This window comes from Deltaproteobacteria bacterium (assembly GCA_029858205.1).
Taxonomy (GTDB): Bacteria; Desulfobacterota; GWC2-55-46; order GWC2-55-46; family DRQE01; genus JAOUFM01.
The window spans coordinates 253,446-279,389 of the sequence record JAOUFM010000001.1 but is presented as its reverse complement, the minus strand read 5'-3'; the positions used below and the strand labels follow the sequence as shown (position 1 = coordinate 279,389).

General features: G+C 52.7%; 23 protein-coding genes. 20 read left to right on the top strand and 3 right to left on the bottom strand.

What is annotated here, in order from left to right; all coding sequences use genetic code 11:
• Positions 1-10 precede the first annotated feature (10 nt).
• Positions 11-1,468 carry an RtcB family protein gene (locus tag OEV59_01365; GenBank protein MDH4226392.1) on the bottom strand — a complete coding sequence of 486 codons (1,458 nt, stop codon included), beginning with the start codon at positions 1,466-1,468 and terminating at the stop codon, positions 11-13.
• Positions 1,469-1,471: 3 nt separating this feature from the next.
• Complete coding sequence (locus OEV59_01360) at positions 1,472-1,882, bottom strand: archease (GenBank protein ID MDH4226391.1); 411 nt, start codon at positions 1,880-1,882, stop codon at positions 1,472-1,474.
• Positions 1,883-1,884: 2 nt separating this feature from the next.
• Here OEV59_01360 and OEV59_01355 point away from each other — a divergent pair, with 2 nt between their 5' ends.
• The 20 genes from OEV59_01355 to OEV59_01260 all read left to right on the top strand — a co-directional run bounded on the left by OEV59_01355 (position 1,885) and on the right by OEV59_01260 (position 25,388).
• Entirely contained in the window at positions 1,885-2,016 is a 132-nt protein-coding gene (locus OEV59_01355) for a hypothetical protein (protein MDH4226390.1), read from the top strand.
• Between the two features lie 24 nt (positions 2,017-2,040).
• The gene (locus OEV59_01350; GenBank protein MDH4226389.1) at positions 2,041-4,278 is read left to right on the top strand and encodes an ankyrin repeat domain-containing protein; all 2,238 of its coding nucleotides are present in this window, start codon (positions 2,041-2,043) and stop codon (positions 4,276-4,278) included.
• Positions 4,279-4,396: 118 nt separating this feature from the next.
• Positions 4,397-6,694: an ankyrin repeat domain-containing protein gene (locus OEV59_01345; protein MDH4226388.1), complete on the top strand. Its 2,298-nt coding sequence runs from the start codon at positions 4,397-4,399 to the stop codon at positions 6,692-6,694.
• 158 nt (positions 6,695-6,852) lie between these two features.
• Positions 6,853-8,652 (top strand): translation elongation factor 4, encoded by a 1,800-nt coding sequence (gene lepA, locus OEV59_01340; protein MDH4226387.1) that lies wholly within the window; start codon positions 6,853-6,855, stop codon positions 8,650-8,652.
• Between the two features lie 24 nt (positions 8,653-8,676).
• Complete coding sequence (lepB, locus tag OEV59_01335; GenBank protein MDH4226386.1) at positions 8,677-9,387, top strand: signal peptidase I; 711 nt, start codon at positions 8,677-8,679, stop codon at positions 9,385-9,387.
• Positions 9,388-9,546: 159 nt separating this feature from the next.
• Complete coding sequence (locus OEV59_01330; protein MDH4226385.1) at positions 9,547-10,845, top strand: hypothetical protein; 1,299 nt, start codon at positions 9,547-9,549, stop codon at positions 10,843-10,845.
• Positions 10,846-10,982: 137 nt separating this feature from the next.
• Positions 10,983-11,939 (top strand): tyrosine recombinase XerC, encoded by a 957-nt coding sequence (locus OEV59_01325; protein MDH4226384.1) that lies wholly within the window; start codon positions 10,983-10,985, stop codon positions 11,937-11,939.
• A gap of 18 nt (positions 11,940-11,957) precedes the next feature.
• Positions 11,958-12,494, top strand: coding sequence for an ATP-dependent protease subunit HslV (hslV, locus tag OEV59_01320; protein ID MDH4226383.1), 537 nt, complete (start codon positions 11,958-11,960; stop codon positions 12,492-12,494).
• Positions 12,495-13,865 (top strand): ATP-dependent protease ATPase subunit HslU, encoded by a 1,371-nt coding sequence (hslU, locus tag OEV59_01315; protein MDH4226382.1) that lies wholly within the window; start codon positions 12,495-12,497, stop codon positions 13,863-13,865.
• Positions 13,866-13,902: 37 nt separating this feature from the next.
• On the top strand, positions 13,903-14,781 hold the full coding sequence (gene argB / locus OEV59_01310) for an acetylglutamate kinase (protein ID MDH4226381.1): 879 nt from the start codon (positions 13,903-13,905) through the stop codon (positions 14,779-14,781).
• A 3-nt stretch (positions 14,782-14,784) separates the two neighbouring features.
• Positions 14,785-15,678, top strand: a complete 894-nt coding sequence (prmC, locus tag OEV59_01305) for a peptide chain release factor N(5)-glutamine methyltransferase (GenBank protein ID MDH4226380.1) — start codon at positions 14,785-14,787, stop codon at positions 15,676-15,678.
• A gap of 68 nt (positions 15,679-15,746) precedes the next feature.
• Entirely contained in the window at positions 15,747-16,202 is a 456-nt protein-coding gene (locus OEV59_01300; GenBank protein MDH4226379.1) for a hypothetical protein, read from the top strand.
• An 80-nt stretch (positions 16,203-16,282) separates the two neighbouring features.
• Positions 16,283-17,470, top strand: coding sequence for an aspartate aminotransferase family protein (locus OEV59_01295; protein ID MDH4226378.1), 1,188 nt, complete (start codon positions 16,283-16,285; stop codon positions 17,468-17,470).
• Positions 17,471-17,599: 129 nt separating this feature from the next.
• Positions 17,600-18,481 carry a lipoyl synthase gene (gene lipA / locus OEV59_01290; GenBank protein MDH4226377.1) on the top strand — a complete coding sequence of 294 codons (882 nt, stop codon included), beginning with the start codon at positions 17,600-17,602 and terminating at the stop codon, positions 18,479-18,481.
• A gap of 11 nt (positions 18,482-18,492) precedes the next feature.
• A complete protein-coding gene (gene alaC / locus OEV59_01285) occupies positions 18,493-19,680 on the top strand; it encodes an alanine transaminase (protein MDH4226376.1) in 1,188 nt (395 codons plus the stop codon).
• Positions 19,681-19,697: 17 nt separating this feature from the next.
• Positions 19,698-21,005 carry a homoserine dehydrogenase gene (locus OEV59_01280; GenBank protein MDH4226375.1) on the top strand — a complete coding sequence of 436 codons (1,308 nt, stop codon included), beginning with the start codon at positions 19,698-19,700 and terminating at the stop codon, positions 21,003-21,005.
• A gap of 1 nt (position 21,006) precedes the next feature.
• Complete coding sequence (gene thrC / locus OEV59_01275; protein ID MDH4226374.1) at positions 21,007-22,077, top strand: threonine synthase; 1,071 nt, start codon at positions 21,007-21,009, stop codon at positions 22,075-22,077.
• Between the two features lies 1 nt (position 22,078).
• Positions 22,079-23,272 (top strand): cofactor-independent phosphoglycerate mutase, encoded by a 1,194-nt coding sequence (locus tag OEV59_01270; protein ID MDH4226373.1) that lies wholly within the window; start codon positions 22,079-22,081, stop codon positions 23,270-23,272.
• A 75-nt stretch (positions 23,273-23,347) separates the two neighbouring features.
• Entirely contained in the window at positions 23,348-24,703 is a 1,356-nt protein-coding gene (locus OEV59_01265; GenBank protein MDH4226372.1) for a DUF1015 domain-containing protein, read from the top strand.
• Positions 24,704-24,725: 22 nt separating this feature from the next.
• On the top strand, positions 24,726-25,388 hold the full coding sequence (locus tag OEV59_01260; GenBank protein ID MDH4226371.1) for a methyltransferase: 663 nt from the start codon (positions 24,726-24,728) through the stop codon (positions 25,386-25,388).
• Here OEV59_01260 and OEV59_01255 read toward each other — a convergent pair.
• On the bottom strand, positions 25,385-25,891 hold the full coding sequence (locus OEV59_01255) for a DUF721 domain-containing protein (GenBank protein ID MDH4226370.1): 507 nt from the start codon (positions 25,889-25,891) through the stop codon (positions 25,385-25,387). The genes OEV59_01260 and OEV59_01255 overlap by 4 nt on opposite strands.
• Between the last annotated feature and the right edge of the window lie 53 nt (positions 25,892-25,944).

Genomic DNA, 25,944 nt, shown 5'->3' with positions numbered 1-25,944 from the left:
CAGGCTTCTTTTATCCCTTGATGCACACAAGGGGTTTTAAGCGAGCAACCTTTGCGTTCACCCCGGCATTGTGCATAATGTCAACGACCCTGTCCACGTCCTTGTACGCCCCTGGGGCTTCTTCCGACATACCGCTTCTGCTCTTCGATATGACCACGATGCCTTGTTCCTTCAATTCGCGTTTTACATCTTCTGCGCGAAAGCGCTTTTTAGCTGCCATTCTCGAGAGCGACCGTCCCGCGCCGTGCACCGCGCTTCCGAATGTCTCTGCCATGCCTTTTTCAGTGCCGCGAAGTATGTATGATGCCGTGCCCATGGAGCCGCCGACCAAAAGCGGCTGCCCAACAGCCCTGTATGCCTCCGGGACTTCCTGTCTTCCGGGGCCAAATGCCCTTGTTGCGCCTTTTCTGTGCACGAGGAGTGTTTTACGCACGTCGCCCACTTCGTGCTCTTCGGCCTTGCATGTGTTGTGCCCGACGTCGTAAAGGAGCGTGACGTCCTTTGGCTTTACGCCCGTTACTTTGGAGAAGGCAAGCCTCGCAAGATGCCCGATTGCCTGTCTGTTCGCAAATGCGGAGTTTATGCCTGCGTTCACCGCGCCGATGTATTCCTGGCCTTCGGCGCTCTTTATGGGCGCGCACACGAGCTCTCTGTCGCGCACTTCGATGCCGTATTTCTTGGCTGCGCGTTCCAGAGTTTTTAGGTAATCCGTGCCTATCTGGTGACCAAGGGCGCGGCTTCCGGAGTGTATGGAGATAAGAAGCTGATTTTTTCTTATGCCGTATGCCGAGGCCGCTTTTTCGTCGTATATCTCTTCGACCCACTGGAGCTCGAGGTAGTGGTTGCCGCTCCCGAGCGTTCCTACCTGCTTATACTGCCGTTCCTTTGCGTGGTGGCTGACGTTTTCCGGGATAGCGCCTTTTACAGCGCCGCGCTCTTCTGTGTATTCGAGGTCATCATCAAAGCCGTAGCCGAGCTCGACAACGTAGCGGGAGCCCTTTACAAGCACTTCGTCTATCTCGCCGCTATTTAGCTTTATATCACCTGTAGAGCCAACGCCCGAGGGAACTGTGTGGAAGAACTCTCTGGCAAGGTCTTCTTTTATTCCTTCGACGTCTTTTTTCTCGAGCGGGGTCTTTAAGACGCGTACTCCGCAGTTTATGTCGAACCCAACACCCGCGACACTTACGACCCCTGTGTCCATATCAAAGGCCGCCACACCGCCTATTGGAAAGCCGTAGCCCGGGTGTATGTCCGCCATCGCGAGAGACGCCTTTATTATGCCGGGCAGCATTGCGACATTTTCGACCTGCTTTAGCGCGGCAGTAAAGCTGCCGGCTTTTTTCTCGTCAAGGTCACGCAGCAGCTCGTCGAATAGTTCCTTGTCAGCGTACACTATTCCGTGGACAAGCATTTTGCCGTCTTTTGAGATTTCCCAGGTTGAGTCGGTGAGCTTTCTTGTTTTCATTGTTTATACGTCGAGCACGCACTCAAATGAGCACGTCACGTCCTTTTCCTCGTATTTAAGGCCGGAGTACGTGGCTGCCTTTACCTCGGTCTTTACCTCGTGCCTTTGTTCGTTAAACGGCTCTCCGTGCGCCGCAGCTATTATAAGGACGCTTCCGGCTTTTTTTATTACTTTGACTGTGCGTAACCTTTTGACAGCGAGCGAGTGCCTGTCGATTATAAAGAGGAGTTCATTTAATGCCTCGACTATTGCGGCTGCCTCGTCAGGGGCCTCTGCGCCAAAGCTTACTGAAATCGATGAAGAAACGCTTTCAAGGTCAAAGACCGAATTAAGAAGCGCCTCCGCTGCCGCTTCCACGACCTCTTCAAGCGCAGCGCCTTCGGCCCTTATGCCGATATCAGCCGTATGTTCCATGTATGAGTAGGGCATTTATTCAGTGTAACATCGCCGCGGTCGTTGTCAAGAAAGGCGTTGGTGAAACAGGTTGTGGAGCAAAGCTTGATGTGATATCATGCGTTGGTTACGCGGCTTTTGCGCTTATCTTCTGAATATAACGCTGACCGGAGGATGTCATGAATAGAATAGCGAAGCTTCTGTGCCTGGTAGTTATTTTGCTTGCGTTTTACGGCTGCGCCTCGGGGCAAAAAACTGTTGTAAAGAAAGACGGCGGCCCTGAGATGCTAAGGCCCGTGGACGCTGACCTTGTTGCAGCCATAAAGAAAAAGGATGCTGCCGCAGTCAAGGCGCTTCTTAAAAAGGGCGCTGACCCGAATGTGATTTATGACAATAAAGGCCATAAATGTAGTGCGGAATTGCCAAAGTGTGATTTTGCCAGGGTTCCGTTGCTCGATGCCATAGAGAGCGATTCCGACGAGATTGTTACTGCGCTTTTGGACGGCGGGGCAGATGTAGAAGCGAAGATGTTCAAAGAAATGGGTCAGAAACCGCTGCTACATGCTGTCAGAATCGCTGCGATAGCTTATGGCGGCAGCGATAGCTCTATTGTAAGGCTGTTGTTGGATAGAAAGGCCGACCCCAATGCTGCCAGTATTGCCGGAACCCCGGTACTTGCCATGGCAATTGTCTTCGAACATCTCGAAATTATCAAATTACTTCTTGATAAAGGAGCGAAGGTTTATTTTACTACTGAGTTTTTGGAGACCAGATATGTTATTTACGATACCAAGGAGCTTGGCGGAGGCTCATCTTCGGTGCTTTCCTCGTTGTGCTATAACGAAAATAAGACTGCTGGAGAAAAAGAAAAGATACTTAGGGAATTTAAAAAGAGGGGGTTTCTGACCAAGGAATTTTTGAACGACACTCTTGTCGGGTGTGTGAGATGGCCGAATGACGGTAATCAGTCGGCTATTGGGCTGCTTTTGGATTTTGGCGCCGACAAGGACGCAACCGACATGCTCAGCGAGTCGCCACTTGATGTTGCGCTTAAGGCAGGCAACGGGGTTGCGGCAAGATTTCTCATCAACAAAGGCGCAAGGCTCGACCTTAAGGGCGGCAGCGGGTCGAAGTACCTTGTGCTTGCTGCCCGTTCGCTCGATGTAGAGCTTGTGGAGTATATACTTAAGAAAGGCGTTAAGATAAACTCCGTTGACGCAAGCAATGATGTCGCGCTGTCCGTCGTGCTTAAAAATTTCGGCATTGTGAGCGATCCGAGTTATCATGAGCCGCGCATAAAGATGGCCGAGTACCTCTTGTCCATGGGAGCTGATATGAATATGATGCTCGGCGAGGAGCCGCTTCTCTTTGCGGTGGCAAAGGCCACCAGTGTCGAAGGTGTGAAGTTTCTCCTTCGAAAGGGCGTGGACATAAACAAGAAGGATAAGCAGGGCAGGGGCGTTGCAGAGGCGTACAAGGCGTATACCAGCGTTGTTGGCGATGATATGACAGCGCTTCTCTCGGGCGAGAGTTCTTTCGGGCTCTTTAGCGCAGTAAAGGCAGGCGACATGGCAAGGGTGAAGGAGCTTATAGAGGAAAAAAATATTGAGATAAACTCAATAAATGACAGCGGCGAAACACCGCTCTACCTTGCCGCCGCCTCCGCAAACGGCACTATGGTCGAATACCTTATAAAGCGCGGCGCGTCGCTCAATGCAAAAGAAAACGTGAAGGGCAAGACGGCGCTTCACGCGGCCATAGAGAACGGCAATATAATGACCGTTAATACGCTCGTAGCCGCAGGCGTAAACGTCACATCCGAAGATAACGAAGGCAGGCGGCCCGTGCACTATGCCGTCATGATAAACGACGAGGAGAAGCTTCGGGCGATAGCAAGGGCCGGGGCGGATATGAATGCGCGCGACTTCGAAGGGGTATCTTCTTTGCACATGGCGCTTTTGAAGGGCAATATGAAGATTGCCGCAGTGCTCGTATCTCTTGGAGCCAATATAAATGTTATGAATAACCTTGGCGATACGCCGCTTCACGGGGCCGTGACATCAAAGGCCGCTGAAGCCGTTGAGTTCCTTATATCGAGCGGCTCAAGCGTGAACGCAAAGAATAACGAAGGCAGGACGCCGCTCCACGCGGCAGTGACCTCCGGCGAGTATAAGACAGTTAAGCTCCTGGCCTCTGTGTCAGGCGCCGACGTAAACGCGCAGGACAAGACAGGGATAACGCCGCTTCACCTTGCGGCCCTTGCCGGAAGAGACGATATGGCATTTATACTTATAAAGCGCGGTGCAAGCGTGTCGTTAAAGAACAATGACGGCAAGAGCGCCCTGGACATAGCGCGCGAGAGTAAAAAACAGAAGCTCGTGGACGTCGTGACCAATGTCAGGCCCGATGCCCTGTAGCCCGTCAGGCCGCTATTGACATCGGCCTTTGTTTGGACGATAATTTAAGTGCAGCTTTTCAGGGCCATCCGGCCCGCATATGCGATACGGGTACAAAAATTCATTTAAGGGGTTTTGTATGGGTGCGATGAGGCGTAAGGGGATAGGTGTATTGTTTGTTGCTGTATTTATGGCCATTATGGCCGTGTCGGTAAACGCGTTTGCCGACTTAAATGAGGATTTGCTAAATGCCGCGTACATTAACGATCAATCCAGACTGAAGTCTCTTCTGGATAAAGGCGCCAACGTCAATGCCAAGGATTCCTCAGGGTACGCGCCGCTCCACAGGGCTGCGTATAAGGGCTATATCGATAACATCAAGCTGTTTCTAGACAGGGGCGCTTCGATAGACCAGAAAGACAACATGGGATGGACGCCGCTTCACTGGTCGGCGAACATGGGGTTCCTTGACATAACCAGGCTCCTTATCAGCCGCGGCGCCAATGTCGATGCCAAGACGACGAGCGGGCTAAAGCCAGTTGATTTTGCCAGGACCAATAACCATGCTGACGTGGCGGCCTTTATCGACAAGGTATCTTCGGCAGGACAGGGGGCTGCCGTTGCCGACGAATCGGTCGACAAAAGGCTCCTTGACGCCGCATACATAGACAACCCGGCAAATTTAAAGAGCCTCATAAGTGCCGGTGGTAACGTTAACACAAAGGATTCCTCCGGCTATACGCCGCTTCACCGTTCCGTGTACATGGGGTTTTTTGATAACGTTAAGACGCTTCTGGATGCCGGCGCAGACATAGAGCGCAAGGACAACATGGGATGGACGCCGCTTCACTGGTCGGCTAACATGGGACACCTCGAGATAACGAGGTTGCTTCTCAAGCGCGGCGCCAATACGAGCGCCATCGACATAGACGGCAGGACGCCGCTTGACCATGCCGAGGCATACGGACACGCCAAGGTTGTAGCGCTTCTTGGCGGCAAAGACGTTCCCGATACAGCCGCGCTCGATACCGAGCTTCTGGACGCCTCTTACGGCAAAGACCTTGCTGCGATAAAGGCCCTGATAGGCAAGGGCGCGGACGTGAACGCGAAGGATTCCTCAGGCTATGCTCCGCTCCACCGCTCGGCCTACAAGGGAAATCTTGAGGTGGTGAGGCTCCTTCTCGATAAGGGCGCGAACATAGAGCAGGCGGACAACATGGGCTGGACGCCGCTTCACTGGAGCGCGATGATGGGGTTTGCCGACGTTACGAGGCTGCTCCTGGACCGCGGCGCAAATCCCAATGCCGTTGAGAGCGGCGGCAGCACTCCGCTCGATTACGCCGTGCAGAATAACCGCACGGATGTGGCTAACCTGCTAAAGGGCATAACCTCTTCTTCGGCCGCGACCCCGGCCTCGTCCGGAAGCGTTACGGACAGGCTCCTCGAGGCCGCCTACGAAAACGATGTGGCGCTTGTTAAGTCCCTCATAGACCAGGGCGCCGATGTAAACGCAGCTGACGATGAGTACGGCTTTGCGCCGCTCCACAGGACTGCGTACACCGGAAACCTTTCCATAACACGCGTGCTGGTAGAGAAGGGCGCGGCCATAGAGAAAAGGGACAAAGAGGGATGGACGCCGCTTCACTGGGCGGCAAGCATGGGGCACGTTACTATAGTCAAGTTCCTTGTCGGAAGCGGGGCAGATACCTCGGCAAAGACAAAGGACGGAGAGACCGCAGCCGAGATAGCTGAGCGTAACGGCAAGACCGAGGCCGCGGATGCGTTGGGCGGCAAAGGTATTTCCGCGGCTTTGCCGGATATAAGCGCCATTGATACCAATCTTCTTAACGCGGCCTCTGAAGGCGATACCGCCAAGGCGCGCGAGCTGATAAAAAAAGGCGCGAATGTCAATGTAATTGGCGTGCTCGGGGCCACTCCGCTTATAAACGCGGCCATGAAGGGCCACGGCGAAGTGATGAGGCTTCTTATCTCGAGCGGCGCTGACATAAAGGCAAGGGATGAGTTCGGGTTTACGGCCATACTCTGGGCAGCCGGAAAGATGCCAAGCGCGGATATCGATTTTCTCGTAAAGGCAGGGGCCGATGTTAACGACGCCGATAGTGTGGGGTACACGGTGCTTATCTACGCCGCTGACCACGGGTCTCTGGATAATGTGAAGTTTCTTTTAAAGAAGGGCGCGAAGGTCAACGCTAAGGATTCCTACGGCTCGACCGCTCTTTTCTGGGCCGCTGACAAGGGCAATACCGAGATAGTAAAGGCGCTTCTCGACGCAGGCACGGACAAGTCGATAAAGAATGACAAGGGCGAGACGGCCTACGACGTTGCCATCAAGAAGGGCAACCAGAAGGCCGCAGAGCTTATAAGGAACTATAAATCCGGCGGCGCAGCAAAGAAGGGCGGCGCAAAGAAGAAGTAGCTGTAAGCCCTGTTTGGGCGGGTTTTACGGCGCATCCGGCGCGTACTGGCCGGATGCGCCGTTTTGCTTGTCTGCGAGGGCAGGCACCATATTCCTTTTGACTTTGAAATACCCATGCCTTAGAATATTATATTGACCGCCACATGGAAAGAAGGCAGATGGTAGACCAGACAAAGATACGTAACTTTTCCATAATAGCCCATATTGACCACGGAAAATCCACGCTCTCGGACCGTATTCTCGAAATGACCGGCGCCATAAGCACGAGAGAGAAGAAGGACCAGTTCATGGACAAGATGGAGCTTGAGAGGGAGCGCGGCATCACCATCAAGGCCCAGACAGCGCGCCTTAACTACAAGGCCCTCGACGGCAAGGACTATATCTTAAACCTCATAGACACGCCAGGGCACGTGGACTTCAGTTACGAGGTGAGCAGGAGCCTGTCGGCATGCGAAGGCGCGATCCTCGTCGTAGACGCATCCCAGGGCGTTGAAGCTCAGACACTGGCGCATCTCTACACGGCGGCGGACGTGGGGCTGGACATATTTACGGTCTTAAACAAGATAGACCTTCCCAACGCCGACCCCGAGCGCATAAAGGCCGAGATAGAGGAAATACTTGGCCTCGACGCAAGCGATGCCGTTCTAACGAGCGCCAAGGAAGGCAAGGGCATCAAAGAGGTACTGGAGGCCATAGTCGAGCGCATATCTTCGCCGAAGGGCGAGAGAAACGCGCCGCTTAAGGCCCTTATCTTCGACAGCTGGTACGACGCCTACCGCGGCGTTGTCGTGCAGGTGCGCGTGATGGACGGAGAGATTAAAAAGGGCGCGAAAATAAAGTTCATGGCAACGGGCAAGACCTTTGACGTCGACATGGTCGGCGTATTTGCCCCGCACCCAAGAGAGATAGAGTCGCTTGGCCCCGGAGAGGTGGGCATATTTTCGGCAGGCATAAAGGAAGTTCGCGACACAAAGGTCGGCGATACCATAACGACAGCGGATAATCCGGCAATAGAGCCGCTTCCCGGGTACAAGGCCGTCAAGCCCATGGTGTTTTCCGGGCTTTATCCGATAGACAGCGCGCAGTACGAGAACCTGAAAGAGGCGGTCGAGCGGCTAAGGCTAAACGACGCGGCATTTACCTACGAGCCAGAGACATCGCTTGCGCTGGGCTTCGGCTTCAGGTGCGGTTTCCTCGGTCTCTTTCACATGGAAATAATCCAGGAGAGGCTCGAAAGGGAGTACGCGCTCGAGCTCATAACAACCGCTCCGACGGTCATATACAGGGTCACGTTAACGAGCGGCGAGGTCATGGACATAGAGAACCCGACGAAGCTTCCGCCGCCGCAGCACATAGCCAAAATCGAGGAGCCATACATACTTGCCTCGGTGCACATGCCGTCTGAGTACCTCGGCGCAGTGCTTGGCCTTTGCGAAGGCAAGCGCGGCATACAGAGGGAGATAAAGTACCTTACCCCGACGCGCGTGATGCTTGTCTACGAGATGCCGCTTTGCGAGGTCGTGCTCGACTTCTTCGACAAGTTGAAGACCTTGACACGCGGCTACGCCTCGATGGATTATGAGTACCATGAGTACAAGGTCGGCGACCTTATAAAGCTCGATATCCTTATAAACGGCCAGGCGGTGGACGCGCTTTCTCTTATCGTGCCGCGCGACAAGGCTTTTTACAGGGGCAGAGACCTCTGCGAGAAGATGAAGGAACTTATTCCCAGACAGATGTTCGAGATAGTGATACAGGCGGCGATCGGCACCAAGGTGGTGTCCAGGGAAACGGTAAAGGCCATCAGAAAAAACGTTACCGCGAAGTGCTACGGCGGCGACATATCGAGAAAGCGTAAGCTCCTTGAAAAGCAGAAGGAAGGCAAGAAGCGGATGAAGCAGGTCGGCAAGGTGGACCTGCCGCAAGAGGCGTTTCTTGCGGTTTTGAAGGTCGATTAAGAGGCGGCAGCCGGGAGGAAGCGTGTGTTAAAGGGAATTTTAAAAGGCATACTCGGTGTGTTCAAGCGCGGGGAAAAGAAGAAAAAGGGCGTTGTGCGCGAGATAATAGAGGCCGTGGCAATAGCAATAGTGCTGGCGCTCTTCATACGCTGTTTCGTTGTGCAGGCCTTTAAGATACCGTCTAGTTCCATGGAGGATACGCTTCTCATAGGAGACCATCTCCTTGTAAAGAAATACGCCTACGGGCTGCAGAGGCCAAAGGCCACGATACTCGGGTGGACGGTCTTCAAGGTCGGCGGCGTTCCGGTGTTTGCGCTTCCGGTGATGGACTCCGAGATGCTTCCCTACTGGGGTAATATCGAGCGGGGCGATATCATAGTGTTTCGTCCTCCGACCGACAGGACAAAGGACTTTATAAAAAGGGTCATAGCCCTTGGCGGCGATACAGTTGAGTTAAAGGCCAATGTCGTGTACGTAAACGACAAGCCTGTGAATGAGCCGTATGTAGTGTTCAAGCCCGTGCCTCTTGCCGATGACGGCAACTTCGCCAAGTTCAATGTCCCGGAAGGCTCGGTCTTTGTCATGGGCGATAATAGAAATAACAGCTCCGATAGCAGGGTCTGGGGCCCTGTTCGCATAAGCGAGATAAAGGGCAAGGCGTGGAGGATATACTGGTCAAAGGACCCGGTTGGCGGGGATGTCAGGTTCTCCAGGTTTGGAAGCGCGATAGAGTGATTTGTTGACGATAGTATCGGCATTATCGCAGCCGCGCCCTTTGGGCGCGGCTGTTTTGTTTTGCGGCTTTCTGAATAATGTGGTTTGGGGTTTTGTTGTTTTGTATTATAATAAAGAGCGTTTGGCTGTATGCCGTTAAAACCTTTTACGGAGGTTGTCATGGCTGTGTTTTTCAGGTCTTTTCCCGTAGCCGCTTTCATAGCAATATGTCTTTTTTCGCTCCCTGCCTTTGCCGAGAATCCGCCGCTCTTTACAAAGAAATATTCCCGCACAGTGGGTAAGCCTGATGTCTACTCGGACAGCTTCAAGTCCTGCAACACAGGGGCGACGTACAAGATGGTCGTACAAAACAACGGCACGCTTGGGCTTGGCCGCATAAGCTCGGGCTCGATTACGCTAAACGGCAGCGAGGTAATCAAAGAAAGCGACTTTAACCAGAAGGTCGAGAAAATCGAGAGAAACGTGACGCTCGCTGAGGCCAATACGCTGGATGTAAAGCTTGCAAGCGGCCCGGGCGGCACGTTGAATGTAAGCATCTTCTGCTCGGCAAACTGCCTTGAGGTGAAAATCACCGAGCCGCAAACAGGCGCGTCACGGATTTCGACCTTTTTACTAAAGGGCGAGCTTTATAACGCACAGGGCATGATGGACATCAAGGTGGATAACGGCCATGGCCGGAAGAAGCGCGTTTATAAGAGTGGCAGACAGTTTGGCGGCATGATGTCAATGCCTGCCAATTCTAACCTTAGCGGTTATGTAAGCGAGGCTGTGTTTACAGCTACTGCAACCGATGCCTGCGGGTATAAGGCAGTTGACTCGGTAACGGTCAGGTATATGGACGACCCCACGAATTCCCAGCCTGGGGAAATGCCGGTTAATCCTGAGTTTGCGGTTATTTCCAAGAAAACGGGTGTGGCAAGGGTAGAGGTGGGTAATCCTGATTATAAAAATTCACCTTATCATTATGAGTGGGATTTTGAGGGGGATGGAGTGGTAGATACGTCCGGTACAGGGCTGTTAGGGTTTTATCATGAATATAAGCAGCCGGGTTTTTATACCCCTATTAGCAAGGAGTTTTTGTCCGATGGAGCAGTTTCTATTGGGGTCGGCGCAGTTGCCGTTATAACCGAGGATGAGCTTGATGCGGAAATCAAACCAGTATGGAACGGGCTTAAGGCAGCGCTTGCCAGAGGAGACATAAACGGCGCGCTCGAGTTTGTAGAGCCGCGTTCAAGGGAGAAGTATAGGAAGCTTTATGAAATCATGAAGTCCAACGGCACGCTCTCTCTTGCTGCGTCCGAGATGGGCGAGCCGCGTTTAGATTGGGCTGCTGATTATACTGCCACATATCTGGTTACCAGGAAGCAAATGTTCAAGGGCGCGGAAAAGGAAATCACTTTCGAGATACGTTTCTCCCAGGACAACGACACAGGGCTTTGGAGAATAGAGAGATATTAAAATGATTTCAACTTCGGAGGGTGCGATTTCGTGCCCTGAAGCCGTCAGCCAGCCCCCTGTGCAAAAACCTTTGGCAAACCGCATTTTTCCGTTGAAATCTCGCCAGTTAGATGTTATAAGGCTTCTATGGGGGCGCAATGGAAAAAAACCCTGACCTAAGGGTGTTTATCGATAACTTCATAAAGTACATGGAGGTCGAGAAAGCGGCCTCTGTTAACACGGTCGGCGCATACCGGCGGGATCTCGCCATGTTTGCCGACTTTATTTATTCCGGGGCAGGGGATGACGCCGCTTCCCAGGATATAACCGAAGACGATATAACGGCCTACGGCGCAAGCCTTCACGGCACCATGAAGAAGGCCTCTATTGCGAGAAAGCTCTCGGCAATAAAAAGCCTCTTTGGTTTCGCGCTTAAAAAAGGATTGCTAAAGAAAGACCCGGCGGCGCTCATAACGCTTCCAAGGGCCGATAAAAAACTGCCGACGGTCTTGAGTGTTGAAGAGGCATTCGCGCTCGTGGATGCTCCGGAAGAGCGTAGAAAGTCGCTTTCAAAGGGCGGCGTAAAGCAGGCCGAGCAGGCACGCATGCTTAGGGATGCGGCCATTCTCGAACTTCTTTACTCCTCAGGGCTTCGCGTAAGCGAGCTTACGGGGCTAAAGATAAAGGACGTGGATTTTTCTACAGGCACTTTGCGTGTGCTTGGCAAGGGCTCGAAGGAGCGGATTTGCCCGGCAGGCGACGAGGCATTGAAGGCGCTTCGCAGGTATCTTGATACGGAAAGAAGCGGGGCTACTGATATAGAGCCGCTTATAACTGCGGGCGCGGCAGACAAAAAGCCCATAGCGCAGAGAAGCGTGCAGCGGTTACTGAAAAAGTACACGTTCCTCGGCGCTATTGCAAAGAACCCGACGCCGCATTCGCTGCGCCATACGTTCGCAACGCATCTCTTGGACAGGGGCGTTGATTTGCGCGTTATTCAAGAGCTTCTTGGGCACTCGAGCTTATCGACAACGCAGCGCTACACAAGCGTGTCGCTAGAAGGCCTCATGCGCGTCTATGACAAGGCGCACCCGAGGGCCGATATAAAGGATTGAATTCGGAGAGAGAGAGACATGGAAAAATTCCACGGCACTACCATAGTCGCCATACGTAGAAATGGCAAGGTCGCTCTCGCAGGGGACGGGCAGGTTACACTTGGCAATACTGTCGTTAAAAAAGGAGCTGTGAAAATCCGCACCATGCGCGCCGGAGCTGTGCTTGCAGGGTTTGCGGGCTCCACAGCGGACGCGCTTACTTTATTCGACAAGTTCGAGGCAAAGCTTGACGAGCACAGAGGAAACTTCAAGAAATCCGTTGTTGACCTTGCAAAGGACTGGAGAACGGACAGGGTGCTAAGAAGGCTCGAAGCGCTTTTGCTTGTTGCGGACAAGGACGCAAGCTACATCATATCGGGTAGCGGCGACGTAATAGAGCCTGAGGAAGGCATTGCGGCCATAGGCTCAGGCGGGCCATATGCCATAAGCGCTGCGAAGATGCTCATTCGCCACACCGAGCTTAGCGCAAAGGACATCGCTATCGAGGCCATGAAGATGGCCGCAGAGGTCTGCATATACACCAACGATTCGATAAGCATAGAGGAGATAGCTTAGGTGAAGAGCTTTACGCCAAGAGAGATAGTATCGGAGTTAGATAAATACATCATCGGCCAGAAAGAGGCGAAGCGGGCCGTTGCCATAGCTCTTCGTAACAGGTGGAGGCGCCAGCAGGTAAGGCCCGAGCTTAGGGACGAAATTGCGCCAAAGAATATCATAATGATTGGCCCAACCGGTGTGGGAAAGACCGAGATATCGAGGCGGCTTGCCCGCCTTGCCGAGGCGCCGTTTATAAAGGTCGAGGCCAGTAAGTTCACGGAAGTTGGCTATGTCGGCAGAGACGTTGAGAGCATCATACGCGACCTTGCCGAACTTGCCGTTAAGATGGTGAGGGACGAGGAGACAAAGAGCGTGCTCGTGAAGGCAAGGGAGAATGCCGAGGAGCGCGTGCTCGATGCGCTTTTGCCGTCCGCTGAGCCTGTTAGGGCCGCTTATTCGCCGCGCTTTGAAGAGGGTACTAGAGACGTCGAGGCCGAGACCGAGCAGAAGAAGGCCACGAGAGAAAAGTTTCGCATGATGTTTCGGGAAGGCAAGTTGGACGACAGGCCTATCGAGATAGAGCAGACGGAGAAGAAGATGCCGATGATTGAGATATTCTCGGCAGCAGGCATGGAAGAAATGGACATGAACCTTAAGGACGCCTTCTCCGGGCTTTTCCCGAAGAAGACGCGTAGAAGAAAGGTGAAGGTCAAAGAGGCCTTCGAAATATTTACGCAGGAAGAGGCCCAGCGCTTAATCGACATGGATAAGGTCTCGAAGAGCGCAATCGAGAGGGTCGAGCAGTCGGGCATCGTGTTCATTGACGAGATAGATAAGATAGCGGGCAAGTCCTCTGCCCAGGGCCCCGATGTTTCGAGAGAAGGTGTGCAGCGGGATTTGCTTCCGATAGTCGAGGGCTCGACGGTGAACACGAAGTACGGCATGGTCAAGACAGACCACGTGCTTTTTATAGCCTCGGGCGCGTTCCATATAGTCAAGCCGTCGGACCTGATCCCTGAGTTTCAGGGACGGTTCCCGATACGCGTCGAGCTTCAGCCGCTTGTGAAAGAGGATTTTGTGAGAATTTTAACTGAGCCGAGAAACGCGCTCATAAAGCAGTACGAGGCGCTGCTCGAGACCGAGGGCGTTGAGATAAGGTTTCTGCCGGACGCGATAGAGGAGCTTGCGGTGATTGCAACCGAGGTTAACGACAAGACCGAGAACATAGGGGCAAGGCGTCTTCATACGGTGCTTGAAAGGGTGCTCGATGAGATATCCTTTGACGCCCCTGACATGGGAAAAAAGAAAATCGAGATAGATAAAAAGTACGTAAGAGAGAGGCTCGCGGCTATCCTCAAGGATGAGGACCTGTCGCGTTATATACTCTAATATGCCGCACACTAACAACAGCGGGGGTGCAATAAAAATGGAAGAGCCCGGAGGCACGCATAAACCCATAATCAACGACCAGATTCAGGTACTTCTTGAAGCGCTGCCTTACATAAAGAAGTTCTACAACAAGACCGTGGTCATAAAGTACGGCGGCAGCGCGATGACCGAGGAGGGCTTGAAAAAGAGCTTTGCCCGCGACGTCGTGCTGATGAAGTACGTCGGCATAAACCCGGTTATCGTGCACGGCGGCGGCCCTCAGATAGGAAGCCTGCTTACAAAGCTTGGCAAGGAAAGCAAGTTCGTAAAGGGCATACGCGTAACAGATGCCGAGACCATGGAAGTAGTCGAGATGGTGCTTGGCGGAAAGATAAACAAGGAAATCGTCGGGCTCATAAACCTCTTTGGCGGCAAGGCAATCGGGCTCTCGGGCAAGGACGGCGGGCTCATTAAGGCAAAGAAGCTTAAGGGCAAGGACGACATGGGCCTTGTCGGAGAGGTCGAGGTTATAAACCCGCATATCATAGAGACGTTAGAAAAGAGCAACTATATACCGGTAATCGCGCCCATTGGCACCGACGATGCGGCAGGAACGTATAACATAAACGCAGATTACGTCGCGGGCAAGGTCGCAACCGCTCTTAAGGCCGAGAAACTAATCCTTCTTACCGACGTCCCGGGCGTGCTCGATAAGAACGGCCAGCTCATATCTTCGCTTAATCTTTCCGAGACGCGCTCTCTTATGATGAAGAAGGTGGCAACCGGCGGCATGGTGCCCAAGCTAAAGTGCTGTATGGAGACTGTTGCAAGCGGGGTATCGGCCGCCCATATAATCGACGGAAGGGTTGCTCATGCCGTGCTACTCGAGGTCTTTACCGACACCGGCATCGGCACGGTCATACACATCCGTAAATAGAAGATGGACCAGACGCCGCTCTTAACCGTTTTTGAACTCCTTAAATGGACAGAAGACAGCCTTAAGCTTGCCGAGGTGGAGGAGTGGCAGCGCGAAGCGCTTTTGATGGTGGCCTCGGCATTAAGCCTTCGTCCAGCCGACGTCAAGGCCTACGGTTCGCGCCCTGTGCATCCGGGATGCAAGGCCATAATCGGCGAGTGGGTAAGAAGAAGGAAGTACAAGGAGCCGCTCCAGTACATCATAGGCGAAACGGAGTTCATGGGGCGCGATTTTATGGTGGGCCCCGGCGTGCTGATACCAAGGCCCGAGACAGAGATTCTTGTGGGCGAGGCGCTTGCAATGCTCAAGGCAAAGGGCGTGTCCTCGTCGCCGTTTGTCCTGGACATCTGTTCCGGCTCCGGCTGCATAGCGGTGTCGGTGGCTGTCGAGTTTCCGGACGTAAAGGTCATTGCGACAGATATTTCTCCAGATGCCGTGGAGACGACCGTTAAGAACGCGCTTCTAAACGGAGTTTATGAAAACATAGAGTGTCTCGAGGGAGACCTGTTCGAGCCCTTGAGGGAACAAAACCTCGAGGGCAGGTTCGACCTTATACTGGCCAACCCGCCCTACGTTGCGAGCAATGTCATATCTACGCTCGAGGAGGAGGTCAAGGACTTCGAGCCGAGGCTCGCGCTCGACGGCGGCACCGACGGCCTCGACGTCATAAGGAGGCTGGTACAGGGGGCGGCCACGTACCTTAAGCCGGGCTGCGCGCTTATTATGGAAGTCGGCTACGACCAGGTGCGTGGAGTCGAGGGCATAATAAGAGAGAGCGGGGCGTACGACAATATTGTCGTAAAGAAGGACTACTCGGGCATAGAGCGCGTTGTGATGGCATTTAAGAAGATGGGGTAGGGCTAAGCTATGGCAAAGCGGCGATTTGGCCGCCTGTTTTTTTCGAATAATAAAATCAGGATGGCGCTATGACAGAGCCGATTGACGAAAAGACCGAGCGTAACGATGAGGGGCCGGTGCGGACGGTTCGAAACGGCCTGGTGATTTTTATCTGTATCGCGTCGTTGGCGGCCGCTATATCTGATGGTCCTCCTTTTAATGCGGCGGCGAGTTTCGGGCTCTTCGTGTTCTTGTTTCTGATATGGCTTGTGATATCCCTTGGAATCTTTTCGAGTTCGATATCCGGGTCCTATGTTTTTAGAAATATTGTTCTGTTTGTTTTTACGCTGTGTGTCATAGGAGGGTTTGTATTTTGGATGACGCAAGGCCCTGAACTGGACCAGTGGGCAGGGATGGCCTATATGGTAGTAACGTTTTTTGTGGCGATATTTTTTATTGTTCCCATTGCCTCGGGCATGTTCGCGGCATGGCTGTGCAAGATGTTGCAAAGATCTTCTGCGTCGGGCAGAAATGAAAACGCATGACGTTCTCTGCGGCATAGCAGGGGCTGGTATCAGCGCAAGGTGTTTAGTTCCATAGGAAGAAATGGAGGATGTAAAACAAGATGGCCAATAAAGACATAATCGAGCTTACGGGTAAATACGTGATGGATACGTACCGCCGCTTTCCTGTGGCGTTCGTAAAGGGCAAGGGCGCAAGGCTATGGGACGCCGACGGCAAAGAGTATCTTGACTTTGTTGCCGGGCTTGCGGTGTGTAACCTCGGGCATTCGCATCCCAAGGTGGTCAAGGCCATAAAGGAGCAGGCTGGAAAGCTCGTGCATACTTCGAACCTCTTTCACATAGAAACGCAGTCAGAGCTTGCGAAAATGCTTTGCGAGAATTCGTTTGCGGGTAAGGCGTTCTTTTGCAACTCGGGCGCAGAGGCAAACGAGGCCGCGATAAAGCTTGCGCGTAAATACTTTAGCGTAAAGGGCAGCCCGCGCTACCATGTCGTAAGCCTCGAGAAGAGCTTTCACGGCAGAACCATGGCCGCAATGGCAGCGACCGGGCAAAAGAAAATTCAGGAGGGATTTGAGCCGCTCATAGAAAAATTCTCCTATGTGCCGTTTAACGATGCGCGGGCAGCTGCAGCCGCAATAACCGATAAGACAGCGGCAATCATGCTCGAACCCATACAGGGAGAAGGCGGCGTGAACGTGCCAAAGGAGAGTTACCTAAAAGAACTCCGTTCGATATGCGACGAGCACGGCATACTTCTCATCTTCGACGAGGTGCAGGTGGGTATGGGCAGAACAGGGACTCTCTTTGCCTACGAGAACTACGGTGTAGCCCCGGATATCATGACGCTTGCAAAGGGGCTTGCCGGGGGTGTTGCCATAGGCGCGATGCTTGCAACCGATAAAGTGGCGGAGGCCTTCAAGCCCGGAAGCCATGCCTCGACATTCGGAGGTAACTTCCTTGCTACCGCTGCCGCGATAGCTGCTGTAAACGAGTACAAGAACCCGAAGCTCCTTAATAACTGTAAGCGCGTTGGAACGTACCTCATGCGTAAGCTCAAGGCCCTTAAAAAGGAATTCACCTTTATAAAAGACATTCGCGGCAAGGGGCTCATCATCGGCATGGAACTCACAAAGCCCGGCGCGGATATCGTGAAAAAATGCATGGACAAGGGCGTGCTCATTAACTGCACCTGCGATACTGTGCTTCGCTTTGTTCCGCCACTTAATGTAAAGCGCAAGGACGTAGATGAGATGCTCACTGCCCTCGTAGCTGCAATGAAGGAAGCGTAGGCCGTAAAAAGCCTTTAAAAATAAGAGGTTGGATGCGGCAAAGTATCGGCCTTTAATATAAAGGCCGATATTGTAATTTTTGTCGGAAAATGTTATGTTTTTAAGTCTTGTTTTTGCGGGTTTGGTAAAATGGCAGGTAAGATAGATAACGCGGCACAGGGACAAAGAAAAAGGCTTCCGTCGCATCTTAGGCGTCCGCTTGGCAACCTGGCCGGGCTCCATGAGATAAAGCGCGCCTTAAGAAGCCGCGGCTTAAATACCGTGTGCGAGTCAGCGCGGTGCCCGAACATCGGCGAGTGCTTCTCAAAGCCCACGGCGACGTTTTTGATACTTGGCGGCGTGTGTACCCGGACGTGCGGGTTTTGCAGCGTTAAGAAGGATGCGGCCCCGCTCGCGCTGAATGTGAACGAGCCGGCCGATGTTGCGGCTGCTGCAAAGGAAATGGGGCTAAGGCACGTTGTCGTTACATCGGTTACGAGGGACGATTTAAAGGACGGCGGCGCCATGCAGTTCGCTCTTACGATACGAGAAATCAGGCGCGCGCTCCCGGAGGCGACAATCGAGGTGCTAACCCCTGATTTTGGAGGCTCTGTCGAGGCGCTCGACATTGTGTTACAGGAAAAGCCCGACGTATTTAACCACAACGTCGAGACGGTTGAGCCGCTCTACAAGACGGTCAGGCCGGGCGCTGATTATAAGACCTCGCTAAGTATTATTTCCGAGGCAAAGAAGCGCGGCGCGTTCACCAAGTCAGGGCTGATGGTCGGGCTTGGCGAGACAAAGGAAGAGGTAAGGAAACTTTTAAACGACCTGGCCGCGATAAACATAGACGCGGTTACTATCGGCCAGTACCTTCAGCCGACAAGAGAGAGCCTTCCGGTGAAGGAATACGTGGCAGAGGATGTTTTTAAGGAGTACGAGGAGTACGCGGTATCGATTGGCATAAAGAGGGCGTACTCAGGGCCTTTTGTAAGAAGTTCGTACAACGCCGAAGGCGTGTACGTAAAGTAAGGATAAGGACAATGGAAGAATTTTATAGGATAAAGCGGCTTCCGCCATACGTGTTTAACGAGGTCATAAGCCTTCGGACTGCGGCAAGAAAACGCGGTGAGGACATCATAGACCTTGGCATGGGCAACCCTGACCAGCCAACCCCGAAGCATATCGTAGATAAGCTCGAGGAGGCGATACACAACCCCAAGAACCACAGGTATTCGCTTTCAAAGGGCATACCGAAGCTTAGGGGCGCGATAGCGGACTGGTACAAGCGCCGCTACGATGTTGACATAGACCCTGACACAGAGGCGGTTGCCACAATAGGCTCAAAGGAAGGGCTTGCGCATCTTGTGCTCGCAATCACAAGCCCGGGGGATTTGGTGCTCGTGCCAAACCCGACTTATCCGATACACGCGTATTCTGTTATTATCGCAGGAGGCGATATACGCGGCATTCCGCTCCTTCCGGGCGTTGACTTCTTTGCCGAGCTTACGAAGGCGACAAAAGAGGCGTGGCCAAAGCCGAAAATCCTTATAATCAACTTCCCGCACAACCCGACAACAGAGGTTGTGGACAGGGAGTTCTTCGTAAAGATAGTAGCCTTCGCCAAAGAGCACGACATGATAGTCATACACGACCTTGCGTATGCAGACATCGTCTTCGACGGGTACAAGGCCCCGAGCTTTCTGGAAGTACCTGGAGCAAAGGACGTAGGGGTCGAGATATTCACGCTTTCCAAGTCCTATAACATGCCGGGATGGAGAATCGGCTTTTGTGTGGGCAATAAAAGGATAGTCAATGCGCTCACAAGGATAAAGAGCTATCTTGACTACGGCATGTTCCAGCCCATACAGATAGCGGCCATTATCGCCTTAAACGGCCCTCAGGAATGCGTGCACGAGATAAGCGAGCTGTATCGCGAAAGGCGCGACGTCATGGTCGAGAGCTTTACAAAGGCCGGGTGGCCGCTTGAGAAGCCGAAGGCAACGATGTTTGTCTGGGCGCGTATTCCTGAGGCGTTTCGCCACATGGGCTCTCTTGAGTTCTCTAAGTTCATTTTAAAGGAAGGCAAGGTCGCTGTCTCTCCGGGTATCGGCTTTGGCGAGTACGGGGACGAGTACGTGAGGCTTGCTCTTGTCGAGAACGAGCACAGAACGAGGCAGGCCGCAAGAGGGATAAAGCGCGCCCTCGAGCTCGGGCCGCCGAAAAAATAGAAAGGTCTCATCAGGTAATGAGCAAAAAAATAAACGTAGGTCTCATCGGGCTTGGCACCGTTGGCACGGGGGTTGCCAGGGTGCTTCTTGGCAATGCGGATGTCATAAAGGCAAAGCTCGGGGTCGAGCTTGCGCTTAAGATGGCCGCTGACAAGGACTTAAAGCGCGATAGAGGCATTGACTTTGCAAACGGAGTTCTCTCCGACGACGCAAATGCCGTGTTAAACGACCCGGAGGTTTCTGTTATTGTCGAGCTTGTAGGCGGCACTACCATTGCCAAGGACTTTATCATCAAGGCAATAGAGAACGGCAAGCACGTTGTCACCGCGAACAAGGCGCTTCTCTCGGCGCACGGAAAGGAAATATTCGAGCTTGCCGCAAAGAAAGGCGTTTGCATAGGGTTCGAGGCAAGTGTTGGCGGCGGCATACCGGTCATAAAGGGGCTAAGGGAAGGGCTTGCCGCAAACAGGATTGAGTCCATCTACGGCATAATAAACGGCACAGCTAACTTTATCCTTACGAAGATGACCAACGAGGGTGGCGCATTTGCCGACGTTCTTAAAGAAGCACAGAAGCTTGGGTACGCAGAGGCAGATCCAACTTATGATGTCGAAGGCATAGACACGGCCCATAAGCTCGCCATACTCATAAACATCGCCTACGGCACATACGTCACGCATAACGACATCTACACCGAAGGCATTAGCCGAATAACGGATATGGATATAGAGTACGCGAAGGAACTCGGCTATAGGATAAAGCTTCTTGCAATAGCCAAGTCCGACGGTACGACCATAGAGGCCAGGGTGCATCCGACGATGATACCCGAGAAGCACCTTCTTAGCGCGGTCGACGGTGTTCTAAACGCCGTGCACATAAACGGCGATGCAGTCGGCCCCGTGCTTTTCTACGGCAGGGGCGCGGGAATGATGGCTACCGCAAGCGCGGTTGTAGCCGACATAATGGACATGGCAAGGAGCATCACAAGCGGCGTGAAGTGCGCCCTTCCCCTTGGCTATACGGCCGAGGCCATTAAGTCTTATCCGATAAAGAAGATGGCGGACATAGAGATGTCCTATTATCTCAGGTTCTCGGCAAAGGATATCCCGGGAGTGCTATCGAAAATCGCAGGAGTGCTCGGCTCCCATAACATAAGCATACTCTCTGTCATACAAAAGGGCAGGGACGAGCACGGCGGAGCTGTGCCGCTCGTTATCATAACGCATTCGGCATTCGAAAGAGAGATTACGGCTTCCATAGCACAAATCGAAAAGATGGATATCATAACGGACAAGACCATGGTCATCCGCATAGAGGAGAGTTAAGGTGGAGCTTCTTAGAAAAGGCCTCTGGAGAGGCGTAATACGCGAGTTCAGGGAATTCCTGCCCGAGATAAAGGAAGATGCGATAACAACGCTTGGCGAGGGCAACACGCCGCTAATCGAGGCCTCGAACTTAAGGGACATACTCGGGGACGTTCGAATACTTTTCAAGTTCGAGGGGCTAAACCCCACGGGTTCTTTCAAGGACCGCGGCATGACCTTTGCCGTTTCAAAGGCAAGGGAGGCCGGAAGTAAGGCCGTAATCTGCGCCTCTACCGGGAATACATCTGCCGCAGCAGCAGCGTACGCCGCATCGGCCGGGATGAGGGCGTATGTGCTCGTTCCGGAGGGTAACATCGCGCTTGGAAAACTTTCGCAGGCAATGATACACGGAGCTCTTGTATTGGAGATAAGCGGCGGCTTTGACGAAGCGCTTACGATAGTGAAAGAGGTTACCGAGAAGTATCCGGTCACCATGGTCAACTCCATAAACCCGTTCAGGATAGAAGGCCAGAAGACAGCGGCATTCGAGGTGTCTGAGCATCTCGGGCACGCGCCGACCTATCACTTCCTGCCCGTTGGCAACGCAGGCAACATTACGGCCTACTGGAAAGGGTACAAGGAGTATAAGGAAAAGGGGTATATAACGGGGCTTCCGAAGATGATGGGGTTTCAGGCAGCAGGGGCAGCTCCAATAGTGCTTGGCGCTCCTGTCGAGCATCCAAAGACAATCGCCACTGCCATTAAGATCGGCAACCCCGCGAGCTGGAAGAGCGCCATTGCCGCAAGGGACGAAAGCGGCGGCGTAATCGATTTGGTCACTGACGACGAGATAATCGAGGCCTATAAGATTGTTGCCTCCAGAGAGGGCGTATTCTGTGAGCCCGCGAGCGCGGCCTCTCTCGCAGGTGTGATAAAGATGAAGAAGAAGGGCGTGGTAAAGGATGGCGACACAATCGTGTGCACGCTTACAGGCCACGGCTTAAAGGATCCTGATACTGCGATAGCGAGCTCGGCAAAGCCGGTGAAGGTAAAGCCAAAGCTTAAAGACATCATAAAGGCAATGGGGTTGTAACATGAAGTACGCAATACTTATAGGCGACGGTATGGGGGATAAGCCGATTGCTTCGCTTGGCGGCAAGACTGTTTTGGAGCACGCAAAGACCCCGAACATGGACTTCGTAGCAGCAAACGGCGAGACAGGGCTCTATAAATCCGTGCCCGAGGGCTATCCGCCTGGAAGCGACGTTGCGAGCATGAGTATCCTTGGCTACGACCCGCGTAAGTACTATAGCGGTAGAGCGCCGATAGAGGCAGCGAGCCTTGGGATTAAGCTCGAACCAACGGACGTTGCCTACCGTTGTAACTTCGTAAGCCTGGATTTGTCCGCCGGAAAGTTCTACATGCGCGACTATAGCGCCGGCCACATCTCGACTGAAGAGGGCGCGCGGCTAATCGAGATGCTAGATGACAAGTTCTCTAATAGAGGCGTCAGGTTTTACGCCGGCAAATCGTATCGGCATATAATGGTGTGGGCAGGAGGCAAGGATGCGCCAAAGACCACGCCGCCGCATGACATAAGCGGACAGGGCATACGCGACTATCTGCCAAGCGGCGACGGCTCCGATAAGCTTCGCGTCTTAATGGAGGGTGCGGCGCCGCTACTTAGGCAGCATCCGGTTAACGAAGAGCGAAGGCTCGCCGGAAAGAACACGGCAGACTCTATATGGCTCTGGGGCCAGGGCAAGGCGCCGAGCATGCCGACCATGAAGTCGCTCTACGGTGTAGACGGCGTAATGATATCGGCCGTAGATCTCCTAAACGGCCTTGGCGTGTGCGCCGGGCTCGAGGTAATCAAGGTGCCGGGCGTTACCGGCTATATAGATACAAATTACGAGGGTAAGGCCTCTTACGCACTGAAGGCCCTTGAGACAAAGGACTTTGTCTGCGTGCACGTTGAGGCGCCTGACGAGGCCGGGCACCAGGGCTCGCTAAAGGATAAGATCACGGCAATCGAGGACTTTGATAAAAGGATAGTCGGGCCTGTGCTGGAAGGCATAAAGAAGTTTGGCGAGTACCGGGTAATGGTGCTTTGCGACCACCCGACACCTGTCGAGATAAAGACGCACACGCGTGAGGCAGTGCCATACGCTGCTATTGGCGCAAAGTGGAAGCCGTCGAATGTAAAAGGATACAGCGAGGCCGAGGCTGCGTCTACCGGGATAGTCAGGGACAGCGCAGAGGAGTTCATCAAATGGTTTTTAAAGTAGGTTACAAAAAGGCGCGTTGATGCGCCATCATATACGTATATCAATAATCAAAAGAAAAGGAGAGAATAGAAAGTAATGGCAACTATTAAACCGTTTAAGGGCATAAGGTACAATCTATCGAAGCTTGGGGATCTAACCCCTGTCATGGCGCCGCCTTACGACGTCATATCTCCGGAATACCAGAATAAGCTCTACGACAGGCACCACTGCAATGTCATAAAGCTCATCCTTACGAAGGAGGCCCCGGGAGATAACGAGACAAACAACAAGTACACCCGGGCTGCCAAGGACTTTAAGACCTGGATATCGACCGGCATACTCGAGCAGATACCAAAGCCGTCGATATTTTACTACACGCAGAGCTATAAACTTAAGGAAGGCCGCATCAGGACAAGGAAGGGCTTCATCGCGCTTTGCAAGTTGGAAGAATTTGGTAAGGGCTCTGTATTCCCGCACGAGAAAACGCTCTCTGGCCCCAAGGCCGACAGGCTTAGCCTCATGAAGGAAGTGAACGCCAACTTAAGCTGCATATTCGCCATATTCCCCGAGGCCTCCGATATCGCTGCCGAGAAGCGCGTTACCGGAATAATCGAGAACGCGCGCCACGGCGAGCCCATGGTGGACGTTAAGGGCGACGACGGCGTTGTAAATAACGTCTGGAAAATCAGCGATGAGGCGGCGATTGCCAAGGTTGCAGAGATAATGAAGGATAAGAAGGTGTTCATAGCAGATGGCCACCACCGCTATGAAACCGCCATTAACTACCGTAACTACATGAGGGAAAAGACCGGCAAGACCGGAGGTAACGAGCCCTTTGATTACGTAATGATGTACTTTGCATCCATGGGCGAGGACGGCCTCGATATATTCCCCACACACAGGGTGGTGCATTCGGTCGAGGGCTTCTCGCTTTCTAAAACACTTGAGAAGGCTAAGGAGTACTTTGACATTACCGAGTACTCGTTCGACGGCGATGGCATAGAGACCGATACGAGAAAGCGCTTCCTTGCCGATATGAATTCGCACTACGGTAAGATCACTGCCTTTGGCCTTTACGCAAAAGAGAAGAACGCGTACTATCTCTTGAAGCTAAAGGATAAGAGCATAATGGATAAGGTGTTTGGCAAAGACATGCCTGACCTTTATAAGACACTTGATGTAACGGTGCTCCATTCCCTTATCTTGAATAAGATACTGGGAATAAGCCAGGAAGACCAGGAAAAGCAGAAGAATCTCGTTTACATAAAGGACACTGACGAGGCCTTTAAGGCAGGTAAGGTTGATAAGCACCAGGCCGTGTTCATAATGAACGCGACAAAGGTCTCGGATGTGCAAGATATTTCCGAGGCAGGGCTCCTCATGCCGCAAAAGTCAACGTACTTCTACCCCAAGCTCCTCTCAGGGGTAATATTCAATCCGCTTTGGGATTGATTAATCGAGTGAAGGGGCCGGTATGAAGAAAGACCGTATCGGCCCCTTTGTTTTTGTAGACGAAGGCTCTTCGCAGAAAATAACTACAGACACTCTGCTGCTCTCGGAATTCGTTCTCCCTATTAAATCAACTGACACGGTTATAGAGCTTGGCGCTGCCTCAGGGGCGCTGCTATTATCGCTTTGTGCCAAAGGACTTCCAAAAATGGCCGTTGGTGTTGAGATAGACAAAGCGGCCGCTTCTGCGGCTCAGAAGAATGTTGAAAGAAATAACTTAGAGGATACGATTGATATTATAAATTCAGACTGGCGGGACTTAAAGGGGGTTTTGAAGAAGGGTTCGTTTAGCGTGGTAGTATGCAACCCGCCGTACGTAAAGGCAGGCGAGGGGCGTCTAAGCCCGGACGCAAAGAGACGCGCTGCCAGGGCCGAGACGCACGGCACGCTTCGAGATTTAATAACGGCTCTTAAATACCTTCTGGCCCCAAACGGCAGGGCGTGTTTTATCTTTCCGGTTAAAAGGCTTGTTGAGATGTTAGGCGAGCTTGAGGCAGCTTCTCTTTATCCAGGGCGCATGAGGTTTATATATTTCAAGAAAACTGGCAGTGCCAGGCTTTTTTTGATCGAGTGCTCGAATACGGGCGGGGCGCTCGTTGTCGAAGAGCCTTTATATGCAGCGACTTAATCTTCCGTATTGCGGCGCTTACTCTCGGTCATTGCTCTTCGCATCGCATTTCGGATAACAGGGTCTTTTACGTCCTCTGTAAGTCGGTTTATCTCGGCGATTTCTTCTGGTGTAACCTCTCGTTTTTTAAAGGTTTTTAAAGGTTTTTTTGCCGGAATTAACTTGTCGTCCTTTTTCCCTGTTGTCTTGACGATTATTTCCTTTACCAGGTCTTCCTTTGCAAGCGAGTTTATTTTCTCCATTACGGTCTTTTTAAGGTAAACGAACTCGTTTGCCCAAGCGGTGTTTTCCGCTGTTATGTAGAGGCTCTGTTTTTTAAGCTTATCGGCCCTTGCGTGCCTGGCCATGTTCTTTCCAACGGCATCTTCCCAGAGCTTTTTTACGCGGTACTCCCTAAGCATGTGGTCTATGCCAATGCCCTCGAATGAGCGAGTAAGCACGCCCGATAATGTGTCGGGTGTGGTCTTGGATGCCTTGGAGGATGAATTTCTCTGACGCTTCATGACAGTTCTAAATAATTAGCAAGTGATAATATTTCCAAAATACAGCGCGTTTT

Coding starts and splice junctions, on each gene's coding strand:
- OEV59_01365 (MDH4226392.1), bottom strand. CDS start 1,468: ATGAAAACAAGAAAGCTCACCGACTCAACCTGGGAAATCTCAAAAGAC.
- OEV59_01360 (MDH4226391.1), bottom strand. CDS start 1,882: ATGGAACATACGGCTGATATCGGCATAAGGGCCGAAGGCGCTGCGCTT.
- OEV59_01355 (MDH4226390.1), top strand. CDS start 1,885: ATGAGTAGGGCATTTATTCAGTGTAACATCGCCGCGGTCGTTGTCAAG.
- OEV59_01350 (MDH4226389.1), top strand. CDS start 2,041: ATGAATAGAATAGCGAAGCTTCTGTGCCTGGTAGTTATTTTGCTTGCG.
- OEV59_01345 (MDH4226388.1), top strand. CDS start 4,397: ATGGGTGCGATGAGGCGTAAGGGGATAGGTGTATTGTTTGTTGCTGTA.
- lepA (MDH4226387.1), top strand. CDS start 6,853: ATGGTAGACCAGACAAAGATACGTAACTTTTCCATAATAGCCCATATT.
- OEV59_01330 (MDH4226385.1), top strand. CDS start 9,547: ATGGCTGTGTTTTTCAGGTCTTTTCCCGTAGCCGCTTTCATAGCAATA.
- OEV59_01325 (MDH4226384.1), top strand. CDS start 10,983: ATGGAAAAAAACCCTGACCTAAGGGTGTTTATCGATAACTTCATAAAG.
- hslV (MDH4226383.1), top strand. CDS start 11,958: ATGGAAAAATTCCACGGCACTACCATAGTCGCCATACGTAGAAATGGC.
- argB (MDH4226381.1), top strand. CDS start 13,903: ATGGAAGAGCCCGGAGGCACGCATAAACCCATAATCAACGACCAGATT.
- prmC (MDH4226380.1), top strand. CDS start 14,785: ATGGACCAGACGCCGCTCTTAACCGTTTTTGAACTCCTTAAATGGACA.
- OEV59_01300 (MDH4226379.1), top strand. CDS start 15,747: ATGACAGAGCCGATTGACGAAAAGACCGAGCGTAACGATGAGGGGCCG.
- OEV59_01295 (MDH4226378.1), top strand. CDS start 16,283: ATGGCCAATAAAGACATAATCGAGCTTACGGGTAAATACGTGATGGAT.
- lipA (MDH4226377.1), top strand. CDS start 17,600: ATGGCAGGTAAGATAGATAACGCGGCACAGGGACAAAGAAAAAGGCTT.
- alaC (MDH4226376.1), top strand. CDS start 18,493: ATGGAAGAATTTTATAGGATAAAGCGGCTTCCGCCATACGTGTTTAAC.
- OEV59_01280 (MDH4226375.1), top strand. CDS start 19,698: ATGAGCAAAAAAATAAACGTAGGTCTCATCGGGCTTGGCACCGTTGGC.
- OEV59_01270 (MDH4226373.1), top strand. CDS start 22,079: ATGAAGTACGCAATACTTATAGGCGACGGTATGGGGGATAAGCCGATT.
- OEV59_01265 (MDH4226372.1), top strand. CDS start 23,348: ATGGCAACTATTAAACCGTTTAAGGGCATAAGGTACAATCTATCGAAG.
- OEV59_01260 (MDH4226371.1), top strand. CDS start 24,726: ATGAAGAAAGACCGTATCGGCCCCTTTGTTTTTGTAGACGAAGGCTCT.
- OEV59_01255 (MDH4226370.1), bottom strand. CDS start 25,891: ATGAAGCGTCAGAGAAATTCATCCTCCAAGGCATCCAAGACCACACCC.